15 protein-coding genes and 1 pseudogene are annotated in these 16,804 nt (G+C 40.5%); 11 read left to right on the top strand and 5 right to left on the bottom strand.

Annotation, left to right across the window (positions count from 1 at the left end):
• Window positions 1–76: 76 nt before the first annotated feature.
• From H589_RS20675 to H589_RS0113270, 3 genes and pseudogenes are all read right to left on the bottom strand, one after another.
• A pseudogene (locus tag H589_RS20675) lies at window positions 77–193 on the bottom strand (septum formation inhibitor Maf); the annotation flags it as partial.
• A gap of 80 nt (window positions 194–273) precedes the next feature.
• The gene (locus H589_RS0113265; RefSeq protein WP_027722469.1) at window positions 274–651 is read right to left on the bottom strand and encodes a YybH family protein; all 378 of its coding nucleotides are present in this window, start codon (window positions 649–651) and stop codon (window positions 274–276) included.
• 270 nt (window positions 652–921) lie between these two features.
• The gene (locus H589_RS0113270) at window positions 922–1,524 is read right to left on the bottom strand and encodes a Maf family protein (protein ID WP_027722470.1); all 603 of its coding nucleotides are present in this window, start codon (window positions 1,522–1,524) and stop codon (window positions 922–924) included.
• Between the two features lie 238 nt (window positions 1,525–1,762).
• Between H589_RS0113270 and H589_RS0113275 the strand changes: the two genes are divergently transcribed.
• The 7 genes from H589_RS0113275 to H589_RS0113305 all read left to right on the top strand — a co-directional run bounded on the left by H589_RS0113275 (window position 1,763) and on the right by H589_RS0113305 (window position 9,492).
• Complete coding sequence (locus H589_RS0113275; RefSeq protein ID WP_027722471.1) at window positions 1,763–2,719, top strand: MBL fold metallo-hydrolase; 957 nt, start codon at window positions 1,763–1,765, stop codon at window positions 2,717–2,719.
• Between the two features lie 228 nt (window positions 2,720–2,947).
• A complete protein-coding gene (locus H589_RS0113280) occupies window positions 2,948–3,673 on the top strand; it encodes an OmpA/MotB family protein (RefSeq protein WP_027722472.1) in 726 nt (241 codons plus the stop codon).
• A gap of 11 nt (window positions 3,674–3,684) precedes the next feature.
• Window positions 3,685–4,554 (top strand): motility protein A, encoded by an 870-nt coding sequence (locus H589_RS0113285; RefSeq protein WP_027722473.1) that lies wholly within the window; start codon window positions 3,685–3,687, stop codon window positions 4,552–4,554.
• A gap of 229 nt (window positions 4,555–4,783) precedes the next feature.
• Window positions 4,784–5,734: a glucokinase gene (locus H589_RS0113290; RefSeq protein ID WP_027722474.1), complete on the top strand. Its 951-nt coding sequence runs from the start codon at window positions 4,784–4,786 to the stop codon at window positions 5,732–5,734.
• Between the two features lie 13 nt (window positions 5,735–5,747).
• Window positions 5,748–7,181: a dihydrolipoyl dehydrogenase family protein gene (locus H589_RS0113295; protein WP_027722475.1), complete on the top strand. Its 1,434-nt coding sequence runs from the start codon at window positions 5,748–5,750 to the stop codon at window positions 7,179–7,181.
• Between the two features lie 57 nt (window positions 7,182–7,238).
• Window positions 7,239–8,036, top strand: coding sequence for a substrate-binding periplasmic protein (locus H589_RS0113300; protein ID WP_027722476.1), 798 nt, complete (start codon window positions 7,239–7,241; stop codon window positions 8,034–8,036).
• A gap of 136 nt (window positions 8,037–8,172) precedes the next feature.
• On the top strand, window positions 8,173–9,492 hold the full coding sequence (locus H589_RS0113305) for a deoxyguanosinetriphosphate triphosphohydrolase (protein WP_027722477.1): 1,320 nt from the start codon (window positions 8,173–8,175) through the stop codon (window positions 9,490–9,492).
• A 148-nt stretch (window positions 9,493–9,640) separates the two neighbouring features.
• Here H589_RS0113305 and H589_RS0113310 read toward each other — a convergent pair whose 3' ends face one another.
• Both H589_RS0113310 and H589_RS0113315 read right to left on the bottom strand, forming a co-directional pair.
• The gene (locus tag H589_RS0113310; RefSeq protein ID WP_245577152.1) at window positions 9,641–11,350 is read right to left on the bottom strand and encodes a S9 family peptidase; all 1,710 of its coding nucleotides are present in this window, start codon (window positions 11,348–11,350) and stop codon (window positions 9,641–9,643) included.
• Window positions 11,351–11,585: 235 nt separating this feature from the next.
• A complete protein-coding gene (locus H589_RS0113315; RefSeq protein ID WP_245577154.1) occupies window positions 11,586–12,680 on the bottom strand; it encodes a GGDEF domain-containing protein in 1,095 nt (364 codons plus the stop codon).
• 353 nt (window positions 12,681–13,033) lie between these two features.
• On the opposite strand from H589_RS0113315, the gene gpt reads away from it, so the two are divergent.
• The 4 genes from gpt to H589_RS0113335 all read left to right on the top strand — a co-directional run bounded on the left by gpt (window position 13,034) and on the right by H589_RS0113335 (window position 16,802).
• Complete coding sequence (gene gpt, locus H589_RS0113320) at window positions 13,034–13,501, top strand: xanthine phosphoribosyltransferase (protein ID WP_425411466.1); 468 nt, start codon at window positions 13,034–13,036, stop codon at window positions 13,499–13,501.
• A 194-nt stretch (window positions 13,502–13,695) separates the two neighbouring features.
• A complete protein-coding gene (locus tag H589_RS0113325) occupies window positions 13,696–14,772 on the top strand; it encodes a BMP family ABC transporter substrate-binding protein (RefSeq protein ID WP_027722481.1) in 1,077 nt (358 codons plus the stop codon).
• Window positions 14,773–14,778: 6 nt separating this feature from the next.
• Complete coding sequence (locus H589_RS0113330; RefSeq protein WP_027722482.1) at window positions 14,779–15,837, top strand: ABC transporter permease; 1,059 nt, start codon at window positions 14,779–14,781, stop codon at window positions 15,835–15,837.
• 44 nt (window positions 15,838–15,881) lie between these two features.
• Entirely contained in the window at window positions 15,882–16,802 is a 921-nt protein-coding gene (locus H589_RS0113335) for an ABC transporter permease (protein ID WP_027722483.1), read from the top strand.
• The last annotated feature ends 2 nt before the right edge of the window (window positions 16,803–16,804 follow it).

The raw sequence follows: 16,804 nt of genomic DNA on the forward strand, positions 1-16,804 counted from the left end.
TATTCAGTTCGCTTATTTTACCCAGTGGGAATCCCGTGGGAAACACCCAAGTAAAACACCCCGAATGTACGATTTTTTACCCATCACCCGGAATTATAACTCCGTAAGATACTAAGGTCTCAAGTACTCTTGCCAAAGGCAATCCGACTACATTGGTGTATGATCCGCTTATGCCTTTAACCAGAAAAGCACCTTTGCCCTGAAATGAACTGTGTTATCTTTATAAGTTATTGTAGTGTGCTGTCTCTGAAAGAAAACAATAACTGGGTTCTTTTATATGATGTCATGCCCATAGGAATTGTCTATGGAGCACAGCCATGTGCCGTTTTGAGTTTTGTTAAAAACGTATACAGCCTTGCGTTCAGTCTCAGGTAAATTAGGAGCAGAAACCATTGTGTTGGCAAGTACCAGAGCCGTGTCTCCGGATTCAAGAATAGTCATTCCATTCTGCTTAACCTGAAGTCCGTTTGTAAAGTATTTGGCAATTGCTTCAAAAGCTTTGCGGATAGCCTCTCTGCCTTGGACTGTTCTGCCGGGTTCAATCACAAGTACTGCGTTCTCGGTGTAGATATTAACCAAGGTGTCAAAATCTTCTGCAACTATTGCCTTATCAGCTTTTTCTATCTGGATTTCAACTGGATGTTTTTCCATTTTTTTATCCTATAGTTATAGTGTATTCTGTTTTAATTGTAGCCATAAATGGAGTGAGGTTCCCAAGCAACAGCACCCCACTGAACCAGTGTCTCAATCACCCGTGCCAAGGGCAACCCGACTACGTTGATAATCGTATATTTATCTTAACTAGTTATAATTATTAATCTAGTTTCAGCTGTGGGGGACTTATGTGGAACTGCATCCGCCTGATCAATTGCATCATTTCGATGCCTTTGATTCTGGTTAACATTCCATAATTCTAGTAGTTTATCCATCCCCCGGAACAACAACATCCCATTGAACCAGAGTCTCAATAACCCGCGCTAAGGGCAGGCCTACTACGTTGGTGTATGATCCGCTTATGCCTTTAACCAGAAAAGCACCTTTGCCCTGAATTGCGTATGCTCCGGCTTTATCATCTGGTTCACCGCAATTAGCGTATGCTTTTATGATCGTTTCATTAAAATCAATAAACTCAACATCTGTCGCTACTGTGTAGCTTAATTTCTCACCGTCTGGAGATATAAATGCGCAGCCGCTGATAACTTTATGTGTGCGGCCGCATAAGCTTTTAAGCATTTCATATGCTTCTATGCAGTCTTTCGGTTTACCTAATATATCCTGATCCCTAACTACAATTGTATCTGAGCCCAGAATATAATTACCCGGATTTGCTGCGGCAACGTTTTCAGCTTTCACCAAAGCCATTTGTGATGCGTATTCTTCGGGGTCTTGATTCGGCATGGGGGCAGGTTCTTCGCATGTGGCTGGTTTTGTCACAAATTTAAGGCCGACCGATTGTAGCAGGTCCTTTCTGCGAGGTGATCCTGAACCTAGAATGAGTGGTTTTATTGTTGAGTATATATTCATTAGTATTTCTCTTTAATTTATATTTACTGTGATTTTGTTGAATAAAATTGACCTTATTTAATTAAAAGGTCAATTCATGTTGCATAAAATAGAGATGGTATTTTTAAAATATACACACAAGTTAAAGGGGTCATGATTTAGAGTTCTGTTTATTACCTGTTATTTTTTTGAATAGAATTGTTGCCCTTTATTGGTTCTACAGGTAATAATTAATTAAATTTCATAATAGGAGAACTCAATGAAGGTTTGTATCTGGGGAGCAAGAGGTTCCCTCCCTGCCACATTCAATGCTGAGAGATCAAGGGCTAAAGTTAAAGCAGCTCTTGAAATCGCTATTGAAAAAGGTGTTGATTCAACAACGGATCTTGATTCTTTTATTGATAACGAACTTCCTTTTCCTGTCCGGGCTTCTTACGGTACGAACACTCCTTGCATTCAGATTGAAGGCGCTGATGACGAATATATAATTTGCGATTGCGGAACTGGCTTGCGTGATCTGGGCAATAAAATCATGGAAGAGCGGCAGGGCAGGTCCGGAGCTCATTATCATATTCTTATCTCCCACCTCCATTGGGATCACCTTCAGGGGTTTCCATTTTTTGTTCCAGCCTATGTACCCGGAAATCATATTTCGTTTTATGGTGGGCATCCCGGAATTGAAAAAGCGTTGCGCAATCAGCAAAGTGAACCGGGTTTTCCTGTCCATTTTGATCACCTTGGTTCCAAAATTGATTTTACGCGGCTTAAAAATGGACAGGAGTTTGAGCTTTGCGGAGTGAAAATTATAGTTAAAGCTCAATATCATCCCGGCGGTTCTTTTGGTTACCGGTTTGAAAAAAATGGCAAGTCTGCTGTATATTCAACCGATTGCGAACATAAGAGCGCTACAGCTCTAAATGATAAAGATTTTGTAGATTTTTTCAGAGATGCAGATCTGCTAATTATGGATGCTCAATATTCATTTGCTGAAGCAAACTCCATTAAAGAAGACTGGGGACATTCCAACAATATTATTGCTGTAGAATTATCCGGCCTTGCAGGAGTGAAAACACTTTGCCTTTTCCATCAGGAGCCGATTCTTGATGATTTTCAACTGCATAAATTTTTAGAAGATACTCGAGAATTTGCCGGGCTGGTTGAAAGTAAACCGGATAAGATTATAATGGCACAGGATGGATTGTGTATTGATCTATAGTGACAAGTAAAGTTGATGTTCATAAGGCTCACCTGAATTCAGGTGGGCCTTTTTTCTTGTGCATCACCGTTTATGTCTTATTTTTGACTTTTTCATTTTCTAGCATTCGCTATATCTTTATTAACCCTTATAATATCCGACGATTAAGCAATTGGCATTACCTTTGCTTGATGTTGATTGATAATTTTATCCACTTTATTTTTAATCAATCAGACTGTGGAGTCCGGTATGAAATTTGACGATTTAAAAAGTGAACTTGAACTTATGGACTTCGATTCCAATGATGCAGACACATCCGGTATGAACGGATGGTCAGTGCCTTGGGCTGATTTGATGATGGTCATGTTCGTTTTGTTTGTAGTGCTGTTCATATACAGCCAGTCCAAAGAAAATATCAAAGTTATTTTTGAAGGGAATGCCCAGACAGAGGTTTCAAATAATCCAGCTAAGGATCTGATTGAAATGATTTCGTTTCATCGCGATGCCATGAGCAGTACTACCAGTGTGATCATGACCCCTCAGGATGTTTTGTATCGCAGTGATGACGGTGCTGTCAGTATGAAGGAAGAGGGCGGAGAGCTTAAAATTGTCATGCGTGGGGATGCTTTTTTTTCTGCCGGTAAAAGCAGTTTTGAAAATAAAACCCGTCAATATCTTGCTGAAGTGGCTGAAGTGCTTAAAACCAGCAATCATGCCATCCATATCGTTGGCCATACCGATGACAGTGATATTAATATGATTGGCCGCCAGAAAGCTTTTGAATTGTCTGCTACACGCGCTGCACGAGTGGCTGAATATTTTATTAACGAAAAATCTATCAATCCTGTTCGTATCATAGTCAGCGGAAGAGGTAATTCTGCTCCAGAACTTCCCGGAGAGATGGGGAAAGTTTCAGGCAATAACCGCAGGGTTGAGATTGTTGTGATCAATACTGACATAAGTAATGCCAAATAAGGAGGTCTGTAATGAATAAGAAAAATTTAGCAGGTGTTGTAATTTCTGCCATAGTTTTCATGGCCAGTTTCTGGTTTAGCGGTGGAATTGCTCTTTACTGGAATGCAGCGGCGATGGTTATTGTTATCTCCGGTCTGGCTGTGGCTGTTATGTTGAGTTATCCGGTAGAACAGCTTCGGGAAGCATTTAAAGTTGTTCACGTAGCTTATTCCGGACGCCTTACAACACATGAAGAAATAGTTGATACATTACTTGACCTCAGCGTCAGGTCTCGCATGGATGGTATGCTTTCACTTGAAAAAGCCGGGGAAAAAACAACAATTTCATTTCTTAGAAATGCTCTGATGCTGTTAGTGGATAATTTCGAAGAGGAAGAAATTAAAGACTGCCTTAAAACGGAAATGTCATTTTTCCATATGAGACGTAGTGAATCGGAACGAATTTTCCAGTCAATGGCTCGTTACGCACCCGCTTTCGGAGTAGCAGGATCTGTAATAGGGTTGATCGGTCTGCTTATGGGTATCGATAATCCGGCTGTTATCCTCCAGCATATCCCTGTTGCCTTTATTTCAACTCTATACGGGGTTATTTTCAGCAATATGATTTTTGCGCCAATGGCGGAAACAGTTCGCTCAAGAACCCGTAATGAGCTGATTAATCAGAAAATGATTATGGACGGGGTTGTTGCCATCAAAAAAGAACAGAATCCATATAAACTGGAAAGAAAGCTTGTGGCCTTCCTTTGTCCTGAGGATCGTGAGGCCAAGACTGAGGCTCTACGCAATATCACCCGCAAGTATATTAAAATGCGTAAGGATGAAAAGCAGTCAAAAGAAAAGGTTCTGCGTGAAGTCCCTTTAGTGAAAGCTAAGGCATCATAATAGATATTAGAATATCCTCCGGCATTAAAGTTAATCAATACCGGAACACTGGCCTTATAGTTCGGGCTGGAGTTTCGGTATTTTTTTTGTCTATTTTTTGACAGACTTTGAGGTTTAATAAAAATAGGGAATTGCGCATTTACTTTGCTGCATCGATTGTATTAATGTATTTAAAGAGTATACGGGTACTTGCATAAATACTTAACATACGAATTTACAGGCAGGAGTTATGGGAAGAGTTTTAGCTGTTGATATTGGCGGAACCAATAGCCGATTTGCCGCTTTTGATACTGATTCAGACGGACATATCACTATGAATGAAACTGTCTGGCTATCAAGTAAGGAAGCGAAAAGTTTTGAGCACCTTCTTGATATGCTGGCGCATAGTGATTTTCCCTATTCTCCGCAGGAATTTGATATTGTTGTGCTTGCACTGGCTGGTCCAGTTATTCGAGGAGTATATTGCAATGTGACCAATGTTGACTGGGACGTTGATTTTTCAGAAGGATATGAGAAATACGGCTTTAAGAAGGCTATATTAATTAATGACTTTGCAGCACAGGCATATGCATGCAGAACTTCTGCAGTTGATGGTTGTAAAGTAATTCATGACGTAGACATTTCCCCAACAGGGGCTGTCGGTGTTATCGGGGCTGGTACTGGACTCGGTCATTGCGCTCTTGTTCCAGTTCCTCCAGCAGGATTTGTTTCAGTGCCATCAGAAGCAGGGCATATCTCTTTTCCTTTTCAGACTCACGCTGAACTTGATTTTTGCGGATTTGTTAAAGAGCTGCGTGGTATTTCATATTGTTATGGTGATGAAGTCTTGACAGGCAGAGGGCTTAATGTACTTCACTATTATCTTACTGGAGAAGATATCAGTCCTCAGGATATATCAAAAGAAATGGCTAAAGGTGGCAGAACATTAGAATGGTACGCAAAATTTACGGCCAGATGTTGTCGAAATTATGCGCTTAGTATCTGTGCAACGGGTGGGCTTTATATCTCCGGTGGTATTATAGCTAAAAATCCATTTGTAGTTGATCATCCTTTGTTTATGAAAGAATTTTTAGATTCAAGTTCAATGCATGATCTCTTGAAAAGAATTCCCGTTTTTTTGAATGATAATCAGGAAAGCGGATTATACGGAGCAGCTTTTTGCGGTTTGCTGAATATATAATTACGGTAAATAAATGGCTAAGTATGACTACGATCTCGGTGTTATTGGCGGCGGAGCAGCCGGTTTAACTGTAGCCGCAGGGGCTTCGCAGCTGGGCGTTAAAGTTTTACTGGTGGAAAAGGAAGATCGCCTTGGTGGTGATTGCCTGCATTATGGGTGTGTGCCCAGTAAGACTCTTATCAGGACAGCCCGTGTTCGTCATCTGATGGGGAGAGCTGCAGAGTTCGGTCTGCCTTCTGTTGATCTGTCTCCTGTTGATTATTCCAAAGTGGCCAAGCGCATTGCCGAAGTCATATCAGTTATTCAAATCCATGATTCTGTTGAAAGATTTACATCTCTCGGGGTAGATATTCAATTTGGAGATAGCTTTTTTAAAAGTAAACATAATATTATATTGAAGGGTAGGGATGTATCTGCTCGAAAATGGGTAATTGCAACCGGATCATCACCTTCAGCTCCATCTATCAATGGGCTTTCTGAAGTCTCGTATCTTACCAATCTGGATGTTTTTTCACTTAAGGAATTACCCTCATCATTAATCGTTCTCGGCGGTGGGCCTCTTGCGGTTGAAATGGCGCAGTCGTTTCAGCGTCTCGGCTGCGAAGTTACAGTTATTCAGCGCAGTGACCAGATTCTCAGTAAAGAGGATCAGGATATGGCCGATTTTGTTATGAAAGGAATGATAAGTGACGGAGTAAAATTTATTCTTGGTTCAAAAATTGGTGGAGTCAGGAATTTTGAGAAGGGGGTAGAGGTTTCTCTTGAAGTTTCAGGTGTTCAACATACTGTTTATGCGGATAAATTGCTTGTAGCTTTGGGGCGTAAATCCAATACGGAAGGACTTGGACTCGAAGATATTGGTGTGGAAATGAATCGTGGTTCAGTTGCAGTAAACTCCCGTATGCAGACATCAGTTAAAAATATCTATGCTGCAGGTGATGTTATCGGAAAATATAGGTTTACTCATGCTGCCGGTTATGAAGGTGGTATTGTTATATCAAATGCAGTATTTCATTTACCTAGAAAAGCAGATTATACATGGATGCCGTGGTGTACCTACACAGACCCAGAGCTTGCAAGTGTTGGGATGAATGAAAAGGCAGCGCAGGCAGCAGGTATAGAATACCGTACTGTGATTGAAGAATTTTCTGCAAATGACCGTGCTTTGGCTGAGGGAGAGGGAAAAGGGCGGATCAAGCTGTTAATAGATAAGAAGGGTAAACCGTTGGGGTGCCAGATAGCAGCAGTTCATGCCGGCGAATTCTTAAGTGAATGGATAGCAGCCGTTAATGGCGGTGTTGGATTGGCAACTATTGCCGGGGCTGTTCATCCATATCCCACTCTTTCCGAAATGAATAAGAAAGTTGCCGGTAAATTGATTGGCGAAAAAATATTTTCAGATAAAATGCGTAAAATTTTAAGGTTACTTTTTTCATATAACGGATAGTTGTTTTTGTTAATGTTTTGATATGTATTATGTGTGAAATTTAAACCAAGAGTTGTAATGAGATTTTTATTTTTTACAGGATTTCTTCTTTTTTCATTGTGTACTGTCAGCTGGGCTGAAAATTATACTTTGGCATCGTTGAATTCTCCTCCATATGGTTATCAGTGTGGTAGCTCTGCAAGTGGGCTTGATGTGGAAATTATTACTGAAGCTTTCAGAAGAATGGGTGATACTGTTACCTTTAAATTTCTGCCTTGGAAGCGAGCCCTTGTTATGGCAGAGCATGGTAGTGTTGACGGTTTGTTTCAGTTACTGAAAACCGCTGAACGGGAAAAATATATGTATTATAGTGATCCTGTCAGAATGGCATCAATGGCTATTTTTGTACGTAAGGATTCAGAAATTAAGTTTAATGGTGATTTTCACAGACTTATGGGGTGTACTTTTGGGGTAATAGACAATTATAGCTATGGTCCCGAGTTAGATGTATTTATAAAGAAAAATAAAACTAAAAATGTGGAAGTCGGCGAGTCTGTTTTAATGAATATTTCTAAATTGATCAAAAAACGTTTTGATTTTTTCATAGCAGATGATTTATCTACTCTTTACACATTACAAAGTGCAGATCTTGATAAGTATATCAAACGATTAGAACCGTTAATAGGTAAGAATAAAGTTTATGTGTCATTTCTCAAAAAACGCAATTTACGTAATGTCCGTGATCGTTTTAATACAGCCTTAAAGGAAATGACTGCTGATGGAACAATAAAAAGAATCATGGAAAAGTATCGCGGGCATAAGAACAAACACTTTCCAAGTATAACATCGGCCATTGATTGTAATTTGAAGAATTGACTTTAATCGTTTCCTTTCCTTTAAATGTAATCTTGACTAGTTACGTTTTTATTGATGGAAAATTAGGAAAGCCAATTTTTTTTAAAAAGTTGTTCCTATATGATTTTTATATATTTTTAATAAGGATATCTGTCAGATGCAGTGGCAAACTTTATTCAGTAAGCAGAGAGTTGGAAAATCTAAATCCGATAACATTGATCATGATCGCAGTGAGTTTCAACGTGACTATGATCGGATAATCTTTTCATCGGCATTTAGAAGATTGCAGGATAAGACACAGGTTTTTCCATTATCAAAAAGTGATTATGTGCGTACTAGATTAACTCATAGCCTTGAAACTTCATCTGTAGGACGTTCACTAGGCTATATGGTGGGAAGTAAGCTTATTGAAAAGCATGGTCTTGACCTAATGCCTGCGGAGCCGGGGACTGTAGTTGCTACAGCATGTCTCATGCATGACATTGGAAATCCTCCGTTTGGACATTCTGGCGAAGATGCTATCAGAGACTGGTTTGATAATTCTGAGATTGGGCAGAATTTGTGTACATGGATAGAGAAAAGTAAACGTACGGACTTTTCTTTATTTGAAGGCAATGCTCAGGGATTGCGCACTGTGCTTGCATTGCAACGTCCGGGCAGCAAAGGAGGAATGCAGCTTACCTGTGCAACGCTGGCAGCATTTACAAAATACCCGTACGTTTCTGAACATGTTACGCAAAAGAAAAAGTTCGGTATTTTTACAAGTGAAGCCGTGACCTATACTGAAATAGCAGCTCATCTGGGGCTTGTGGAAATTGCTGAAAACAAATGGGCACGCCATCCATTTGCTTATCTTGTCGAAGCCGCAGACGACATTTGTTATCATGTTGTTGATATGGAAGACGGTCATCGTCTAGGTCTTGTTTCATTTGATGAGCTCTATGATACATTTATGGCAATCTTAGGTAATGACCCGAAAATAGCCAAACGTGTATCCGGTATTGATAGTAAAAAAGAACAGGTAGAGTATTTGCGTGCGACGACGATAAATACTCTGGTTACAAATTCATGTGAAATTTTTATGAGTAATGAGCAGGCTATTCTGGATGGAGTTTTCACTTCCAGCCTGACAGAACAGATCAGTATGGCTGATGAATTCAGTATGCTTAAAAAAATAGCCATAGAAAAAGTATATAACTCAACAGAAGTTATTGATACAGAAGCAGCTGCATATGAAGTGTTGTGGAAAATTCTTGATTTTTTCGGTCAGATAGTCTGTGAATTGCACAAAGAAGGAACGCTTGGTTCCAAGTGTCAGAAATCCATAAAATTGTTGCCTGATTTGTACAGGCCTTCTGAAAATTTAGGTGTTTATGAAAATACGCAGAAGATTGTCGATTATGTATCAGGCATGACTGATGCTTTTGCTGTAGGTACTTTTAATAAGATATCGGGGATTTCACTGCTGAGGCGATAGGTGTGTCGTTTTTAGTAAGGTCTTTTTGCTGTTTGCTGTATAGTTCGTGATGTAAATATTATTCCGGTCATGATTTTTTTACAGGCAGAGGACTAAGCTCTCTGCCTGTTTATTCTCTGTTGGTTATTTATATTGTGACTGATTGTATTTAATTTTCTTTCAGCAAATGTTTTTTCAGGAAAAGTTCCATTTTTTCATAAAAATCAAATTTGTTTTCTTGATTCATGAAGCCATGCCCTTCATTCTCTTTCACCATGTATTCAACATTTACACCTCGGCTTCGGAGCGCTTTAACAATCTGATCCGATTCATCTTTTTTTACTCTGGGATCATTAGCGCCTTGAGCCACAAAAAGTGGGGCAGTTATATTGTCTACGTGGAATATTGGCGATATCTGGCGCAAAAGTTTATAGTCACGCACAGGATCACCCACCATAATGTAGAACCTTTCACGTTCTGATTCCCAGTAGGGAGGCAGTGTCTCCATGAGAGTAAAGAGGTTAGATGGTCCTACATAGTCAATTCCGCAGGCATATACATCAGGGGTGAAGGTTAGACCTGCAAGTGTTGCATAGCCTCCATATGATGCTCCGTAAATCGCTACACGTTTTGGATCGGCAATACCCTGCTTAACCAGCCAGTCAACGGCATCTGTAAGGTCATCCTGCATTTGACGACCCCATTGTTTAAAGCCCTTTTCCCAGAACTGTCGGCCGTATCCAGTAGAACCTCTGAAATTTACCTGCAATACGGCAATTCCACGGTTGGTAAGAAATTGTATTTCAGGATTAAATCCCCAGTGGTCGCGTGCCCATGGTCCTCCATGAGGGTTGAGGACCACAGGGAGATTTTTTGCTTTTTTTCCTACTGGAAGACTCAGGTAGCCATTAATTGTCAGGCCGTCACGGGATGTGAATGATATAGGAGTCATGGCAGCCATATTGTTTTCATCAAACCATGGACTTACCTCAGCAATTTTATTTAATTTCCTGCTCTCAATATCATAAATATATCCGGCTCCTAAGCTGCGGTCCGAGTATGTGCGGACTATCATTTTAGTTTCATCTTTATTTAAATCTGTTACAGCAACTTGATAGCCTGAAAGTTGTTGTTCAAGGTCAGACTGAATTTCTTCGCGTATGTCATCAAAAAAAACATAGTGGGCTTTATCTGAATAATATCCCGCACCGGTGATTATTTTACGTTTTTTAGAGCGTAGGAGTTGTGAAACATCTACGTCGGGATGTTCAAAAATAAGCTCTTCAAGTTTTTGATTGTCAGGATTGAAAAGATAAACAGCGGTCTTATCTCTTTCAATATTGGAGGCTACATATATTTTACGATTGTCGAAATCGAAGAAAAGAGGGGCGAAAGTAGTACGGAAGTCGGTTGTTTTAATAGGACGGAATATTTCCTGTTCATTTTTACGGTATAAAATAACGTTGTTCCCGTTACGGACAGCAATGGCAATGCGCAACTGTCCATCATTGTCAGTCATCCATCCTACGATATCTCCGGGATTTTGAGCTATCAGTTCGTTCTCACCATTTGTTATGTTCAATTTATAAACATCAAATGATCGCTGATCACGCTTGTTCATAGTGATGAGGATATGATCTTCATCATTCTCAAGGTCATCAAGAAGATTAGTGCGTGTATTTTCATATGGTGTGAGGTCAACGGCTCCGCTTCCGTCCAGTGGAGCAGAGAAAGTATGAAAATTCTCATCTCCTCCGCTATCCTGACCATATATTATTCGTGAATTACCTCCCCAGAAATATCCTGATACATCTCGGGAGGTGGCATTTGTCACTCTAGTTATTTTGTTATTTGAAAGATCTTTTACAAAAATATTCATTCGTTCATGCCAGGGGGCAGTCCAGGCTATCTGAGTCCCATCTGGGGAAATAGTAAAAGAATTGGCAACCGGATTTTTAAAAAAATCTTGTAACGGTATTTGACATTTATTGAGTGAGGAAACATGTGTTGCATTATGGACAGGTTGAATTTGTCCTTTTTGCAGTGTGGAGCACGCTGTTATTGTTAAAAAAGCAATTGTGGTCAGTATGGAGAATGAAATTTTTTTAATCATATTATTTTTCGGATATTTGAGTTGATTCAGCGATGAGGTACACAGAGCCAGGTCCTTTTTTTTTGGATTCTTTTAGAGCATTGTCCACCTTGTTGAGTAATGTTTCGGTTGTATCTTCCTGTCCGCAGGAGGCGATACCTGTGTTTATTTTAAAAGGGATATCTTTGAGCGGTCTGTAGTTGCTCACGATACTTTGTATTTTGTCAGTTAAGTTAATAGCGTTTTTTGATGTAGTATGCGGCGCGAGAATGATAAATTTATCACCTCCTACGCGAAAAAAGCTATCTGGTCGTCTAAGATGCTTACGTACTGCTCTGGCGAAACCTGCCAAAATTTTATCACCTGCTTTTTGTCCATATTTCTGATTGATGGTTTTGAAGTCATGTATATCCATCTTAATCAGGGATAGATCTGACCCGTAGCGAGTGGCTGATGAAATCTCCCGTTCTGATTCTTCATAGAACTTCATGCGTCCAGGAAGATTTGTAAGAGTATCGCGTTCAGCAAGTTTCCGGATAGTAGATTTACTGGTCTCTTTTTCACGGGCATTTCGATTAAGCTCGTGACGCATTGGATTGTCAACTAGGAAATAGTGGATGATCCCTAAAATGCAGATTAGAAATAATATTGCATATTCAATTTTAATTTTAGTATTAATTTCTGATTTATAGTTTTCAAAAGTATTATTTATGATTGTGCTAAGCGTATTATCCAGATTTTTGAGAGCTGTATTCATTGCTTGCTGAGTCTCTGTTGCAGTAGCATCAATAAACCTTTTCGCTACAATGAAAAGTTCATCATCATTTGCATGAATAAGCTTATAAAAAACATTCTCTTTTGGAATTTTTTTCAGTTCTTCCACAAGAGATTTAAAACGGTGAAGATTGTATTCAAGTCCCGATGATTTTGTATAAACATAATAGGCTGTTGTTTTTAGTTCAACTAATCGATTACGGGTGTCACTCACTCTTTTTTGCTCTATAATAATAGAATGAAAGGAATAAACTGCCATAAGTGATAAAATAATAATTACTGGAAGAGTAATCCGATATTTATATTTGTTTATCTCTTTGTGTCGCATGTTAGAATCATCCACTGTTTTTTTGTTATTCGTATAAGACTTCTTTTAGCCTTGCTGAAGTTTTATGTAAAATTAAAAATTCATGTTAAAGACAGGATCAGTTGAAGTTGCACGCAGTTGAATATCTGTGATCAGTAGTGTAAATGCATATTTGATCTTCTAGTTACATACTTTATTGGATATTTGGAAACTTATTTATTTTTTTATGAAAGTTTATTTGTGAATATCTCGCAGATAAAAATATTCATAAATTCGGTTAGGTGTTTATTTTTATGTTGCCCTCTTGCTTTCCTTGGGCTAGGGAAACCGCGTACATAGTTGGAAAACAAGGAGAGCTAAAATTGTCCAAGGCAGACAGATATTCAAAAATGTACCCTATTTCATGGGATCAGTTACACAGGGATTGTAGAACCTTATCATGGCAATTGCTGGATAAAGGGCCGTTTAAAGGCATTCTGGCAATAACCCGTGGAGGATTGGTTCCAGCAGCGATTTTGGCAAGGGAACTGGATATAAGATTTATCGACACCGTCTGCATTTCCACATATGATTGGAAAACTCAGGAAAAAAAAGCCACTGTTCTTAAAAATTTCGAAGGTGATGGTGAAGGTTGGCTGCTGGTAGATGATCTGGTCGATACCGGCGGAACAGCGAAACTGGTTAGGGAAATGGTACCCAAAGCCCTTTTTGTAACAGTTTATGCCAAGCCTGAAGGACGTCCTTTGGTTGATACTTATATAACCGAAGTAAGCCAGGATACATGGATTCTTTTTCCTTGGGACAGTGCAACTCAGTTTGCAGAGCCTATTGTAAAAGTTTCTAAAGAAGATGATTAAAGCTTTTAATTAGCTTTAAGATATATTTAAGGTCGAAACAGACAGTACATTTGCCAGCTGTCGGACAAGGTTGTCCGGGGGCTGGTTGTGTATTTGTTTTTTTGTTTAGGCCTTTTGCCTTATATTACGTACTGAGGGAAGACGCCGTTTGTGCGGGGCTTCAGAAGTTTTTTAATTGAATCAAGGAGTGGATGATGCGTAAAGTTATGATTATGGTCATCGTTGCAGCAATGTCTGTTATGATGGCTACAGCTGGTTTTGCTGGAGCTAAGAAAGAAAAGCTCAAAGTCGGTTTTGTTTACATTTCTCCCGTGGGTGATGAAGGTTACTCATTTGCACAGGATCAGGGCCGTAAGGCTATTGATAAATTGCCCTGGGTTGAAACTTCTGCTGTTGAGTCCGTACCTGAAGGACCAGACTCTGAGCGCGTTGTTCTAAATTTCGCACGTAAAGGTTATGATGTAATTTTCGGAACCAGTTTTGGTTACATGGATCCAATGGTCAAAGTTTCCAAAAAGTTCCCTAAAGTTGCTTTTATGCATTGCTCCGGTTTCAAGAGCACACCTAACATGAGTAACTATTTTGGTCGTATGTATCAGGCTCGCTACCTTACAGGTATTGTTGCCGGTATGATGACTAAATCAAATGTAATCGGATACGTTGCTGCATTTCCTATTCCGGAAGTTATTCGTGGTATCAATGCTTTTACTCTCGGTGTCCGTTCAGTTAATCCTGAAGCAACTGTCCGCGTTGTCTGGACAAAGTCATGGTATGATCCTGCTCTTGAAAAAGACGCAGCAATCAGTCTGCTGGACATGAAAGCTGACGTAATAACTCAGCATCAGGATTCTCCCGGACCTCAGGAAGCAGCTCAGGAGCGCGGAAAATATTCTATCGGTTATAATTCTGATATGTCCAAGATGGCTCCTAAATCTCACCTGACTGCAGCTATATGGAATTGGGCTCCTCTGTTTAAGAATACTGTTGAACAGGTTCGCGACGGAGTTTGGAAAGGTGATGAGTCCCTCTGGTGGGGAATGGATCAGGGAGTTGTTGATATTGCTCCTTTCGGCCCAATGGTTCCACAGAATGTTAAAGATGCAGTTGCTGCTGCAAAGCAGAATATAATCAAAGGAAACAACGCTATTTTCGTAGGTCCTCTTAAAGACCAGAACGGTAAAGAAGCTGTTCCTGCCGGAAAATCCATGACTGATCCCGAACTGCTCGGTATGTCTTGGTTTGTTGACGGCGTAATTGGAAATACTAAGTAATAATTTATGCTGGCTTATCGCTTACAAAAGCGTGACGAACCTTGGAACTGGGGTGCTCCGATTATTATCGTGGGCGCCCTGGTCTTTTCTTTCGGGGTAAGTGCGCTCCTGCTTGAATTGCAGGGTAAATCTGCTGTTGAAGGACTCCTTGTGCTCTGGCAGGGGTCTTTTGGTGCTTCATGGGCTTTGGAAGATGCCCTTTTAAAAGCTATCCCGATTTTTCTTTGTGCATTGGGTGTTGCTACAGCTTTCAGAATGCAGGTATGGAATATCGGAGCTGAAGGACAGTTTGCTTTGGGAGCCATCGGTGCGACCTGGGCCGCCCTCAACTTTCCAGATCTCCCCGGTTTTCTGCTTATGCCGCTCATGTTTTTCTGTGCCGCAGTTTGCGGTGCATTTTGGGCATATATTCCTGCTATTTTACGGCTTAAGCTGCAAGTTAATGAGATTATCTCAACCCTGATGCTCAATTATATCGCAATACTTCTACTTGAATACCTTGTATTCGGAGTTTGGAAAGATCCCGCAAGCTTTGGTTTTCCCGTAACACCTGAATTTTCACCATCAGCAATTATCGGTCAAATTGGAGAAACCCGTTTGCACTGGGGCTTTGCTGTTTGTATCGGTTCCGGTCTTGCCATGTGGGCTTTTATGCGCTTCACCCGGTTGGGCTATGAAATTAAGATTGCCGGGGAAGGAATCAAGGTAGCCATGTATTCCCGGCTTCCATACGGAATGCTGACTATTCTGGTTATGGCTATTTCAGGTGCTCTTGCAGGATGGGCCGGCTGTATTGAAACTTCCGCCACTGTTAATAGGCTTCAAACCAGTATTATGGTCGGCTACGGTTATACTGCAATTGTCGTAGCATGGCTGGCAAGACTGCACCCTCTTTACATTGGAATATCTGCTTACCTGCTGGCTGCGCTTCGAGTCGGTGTAGAAAATATGCAGCTTGAGCTTCAGGTTCCTGCTTCTTTTGGTTCTATTATGGAAGGATTGATTCTTTTGTCTGTTCTTGCCGGGCAGATGTTGGTCACATACAAGATTGTTAAGAAAAAATAGACAGTTGAACGGTAAGTTCGACTTCTAACCTTTTTGGGTGAAATATGTTGGAAAGTTTTATTGTGCCTTTGCTGGCAGCTACAGTCCAGTCAGGAACTCCAATTTTGTATGCTACTCTCGGTGAAATTCTCACTGAGAAGGGTGGAGTACTGAATCTAGGTGTTGAGGGGATGATGAGCATGGCGGCTTTTGTCGCTTTTGTCGTTAGTCTGACCACAGGTAATGCCTGGCTGGGATTCTTCTGTGGTGGTATTGCCGGAACATTTATGGCCATGCTGCACGGAATTGTCTGTATAACCTGTCTTGGTAATCAAGTTGTTTCCGGACTTGCACTGACCATCCTTGGTACTGGGCTGTGTAATTTTCTGGGCACTCCTTTTATAGGCATGGGTATTGACGGTTTTGATAAATTCAGCTTTCCACTTCTTTCTTCTATTCCCTATCTGGGTGATATCTTTTTTAAACAGGATGCTCTAGTTTACGTGTCCTTCATCATTCCTGTTCTTTTTATGCTATTTATAAATAGAACGAGTTTGGGGCTGGCGATAACAGCTGTTGGGGAAAAGCCGGCCGCCGCTGCCGCTGTTGGACTCAAAGCCGTTCGTTTGCGCTGGATAGCACTTTTAGGCGGCGGTTTTCTTATCGGTCTTGGCGGGGCGTATCTTTCACTTGCTTATACCCATCTTTGGGCCAACGGGCTTTCCGGTGGGCGTGGATGGATTGCTGTTGCGCTGGTTATTTTTGCTTTTTGGCGTCCTGGAAGGGCTGTTTTCGGTGCATATCTCTTTGGAGGGGTTATGGCATTTCAGCTTCGTCTTCAGGCAATCGGAACACATATTCCATCTTCTTTACTATTGATGCTGCCTTATGCTTTAACAATTCTTGTCCTTATTTTCTCTGCAGTGAGAGGCCGCAGTGGAAATGCTCCGGCACATCTTGGAATTAACATTGAGCCGGAAGGGTAGGT

This window comes from Maridesulfovibrio zosterae DSM 11974, assembly GCF_000425265.1.
GTDB lineage: Bacteria > Desulfobacterota > Desulfovibrionia > Desulfovibrionales > Desulfovibrionaceae > Maridesulfovibrio > Maridesulfovibrio zosterae.

Bases quoted from the DNA above. Each gene is read 5' to 3' on its own strand.
- H589_RS0113290 (WP_027722474.1), top strand. From the start codon at position 4,784: ATGGGAAGAGTTTTAGCTGTTGATATTGGCGGAACCAATAGCCGATTT.
- H589_RS0113310 (WP_245577152.1), bottom strand. From the start codon at position 11,350: ATGAATATTTTTGTAAAAGATCTTTCAAATAACAAAATAACTAGAGTG.
- H589_RS0113330 (WP_027722482.1), top strand. From the start codon at position 14,779: ATGCTGGCTTATCGCTTACAAAAGCGTGACGAACCTTGGAACTGGGGT.
- H589_RS0113300 (WP_027722476.1), top strand. From the start codon at position 7,239: ATGAGATTTTTATTTTTTACAGGATTTCTTCTTTTTTCATTGTGTACT.
- gpt (WP_425411466.1), top strand. From the start codon at position 13,034: ATGTACCCTATTTCATGGGATCAGTTACACAGGGATTGTAGAACCTTA.
- H589_RS0113280 (WP_027722472.1), top strand. From the start codon at position 2,948: ATGAAATTTGACGATTTAAAAAGTGAACTTGAACTTATGGACTTCGAT.
- H589_RS0113325 (WP_027722481.1), top strand. From the start codon at position 13,696: ATGCGTAAAGTTATGATTATGGTCATCGTTGCAGCAATGTCTGTTATG.
- H589_RS0113270 (WP_027722470.1), bottom strand. From the start codon at position 1,524: ATGAATATATACTCAACAATAAAACCACTCATTCTAGGTTCAGGATCA.
- H589_RS0113275 (WP_027722471.1), top strand. From the start codon at position 1,763: ATGAAGGTTTGTATCTGGGGAGCAAGAGGTTCCCTCCCTGCCACATTC.
- H589_RS0113295 (WP_027722475.1), top strand. From the start codon at position 5,748: ATGGCTAAGTATGACTACGATCTCGGTGTTATTGGCGGCGGAGCAGCC.
- H589_RS0113285 (WP_027722473.1), top strand. From the start codon at position 3,685: ATGAATAAGAAAAATTTAGCAGGTGTTGTAATTTCTGCCATAGTTTTC.
- H589_RS0113265 (WP_027722469.1), bottom strand. From the start codon at position 651: ATGGAAAAACATCCAGTTGAAATCCAGATAGAAAAAGCTGATAAGGCA.
- H589_RS0113335 (WP_027722483.1), top strand. From the start codon at position 15,882: ATGTTGGAAAGTTTTATTGTGCCTTTGCTGGCAGCTACAGTCCAGTCA.
- H589_RS0113305 (WP_027722477.1), top strand. From the start codon at position 8,173: ATGCAGTGGCAAACTTTATTCAGTAAGCAGAGAGTTGGAAAATCTAAA.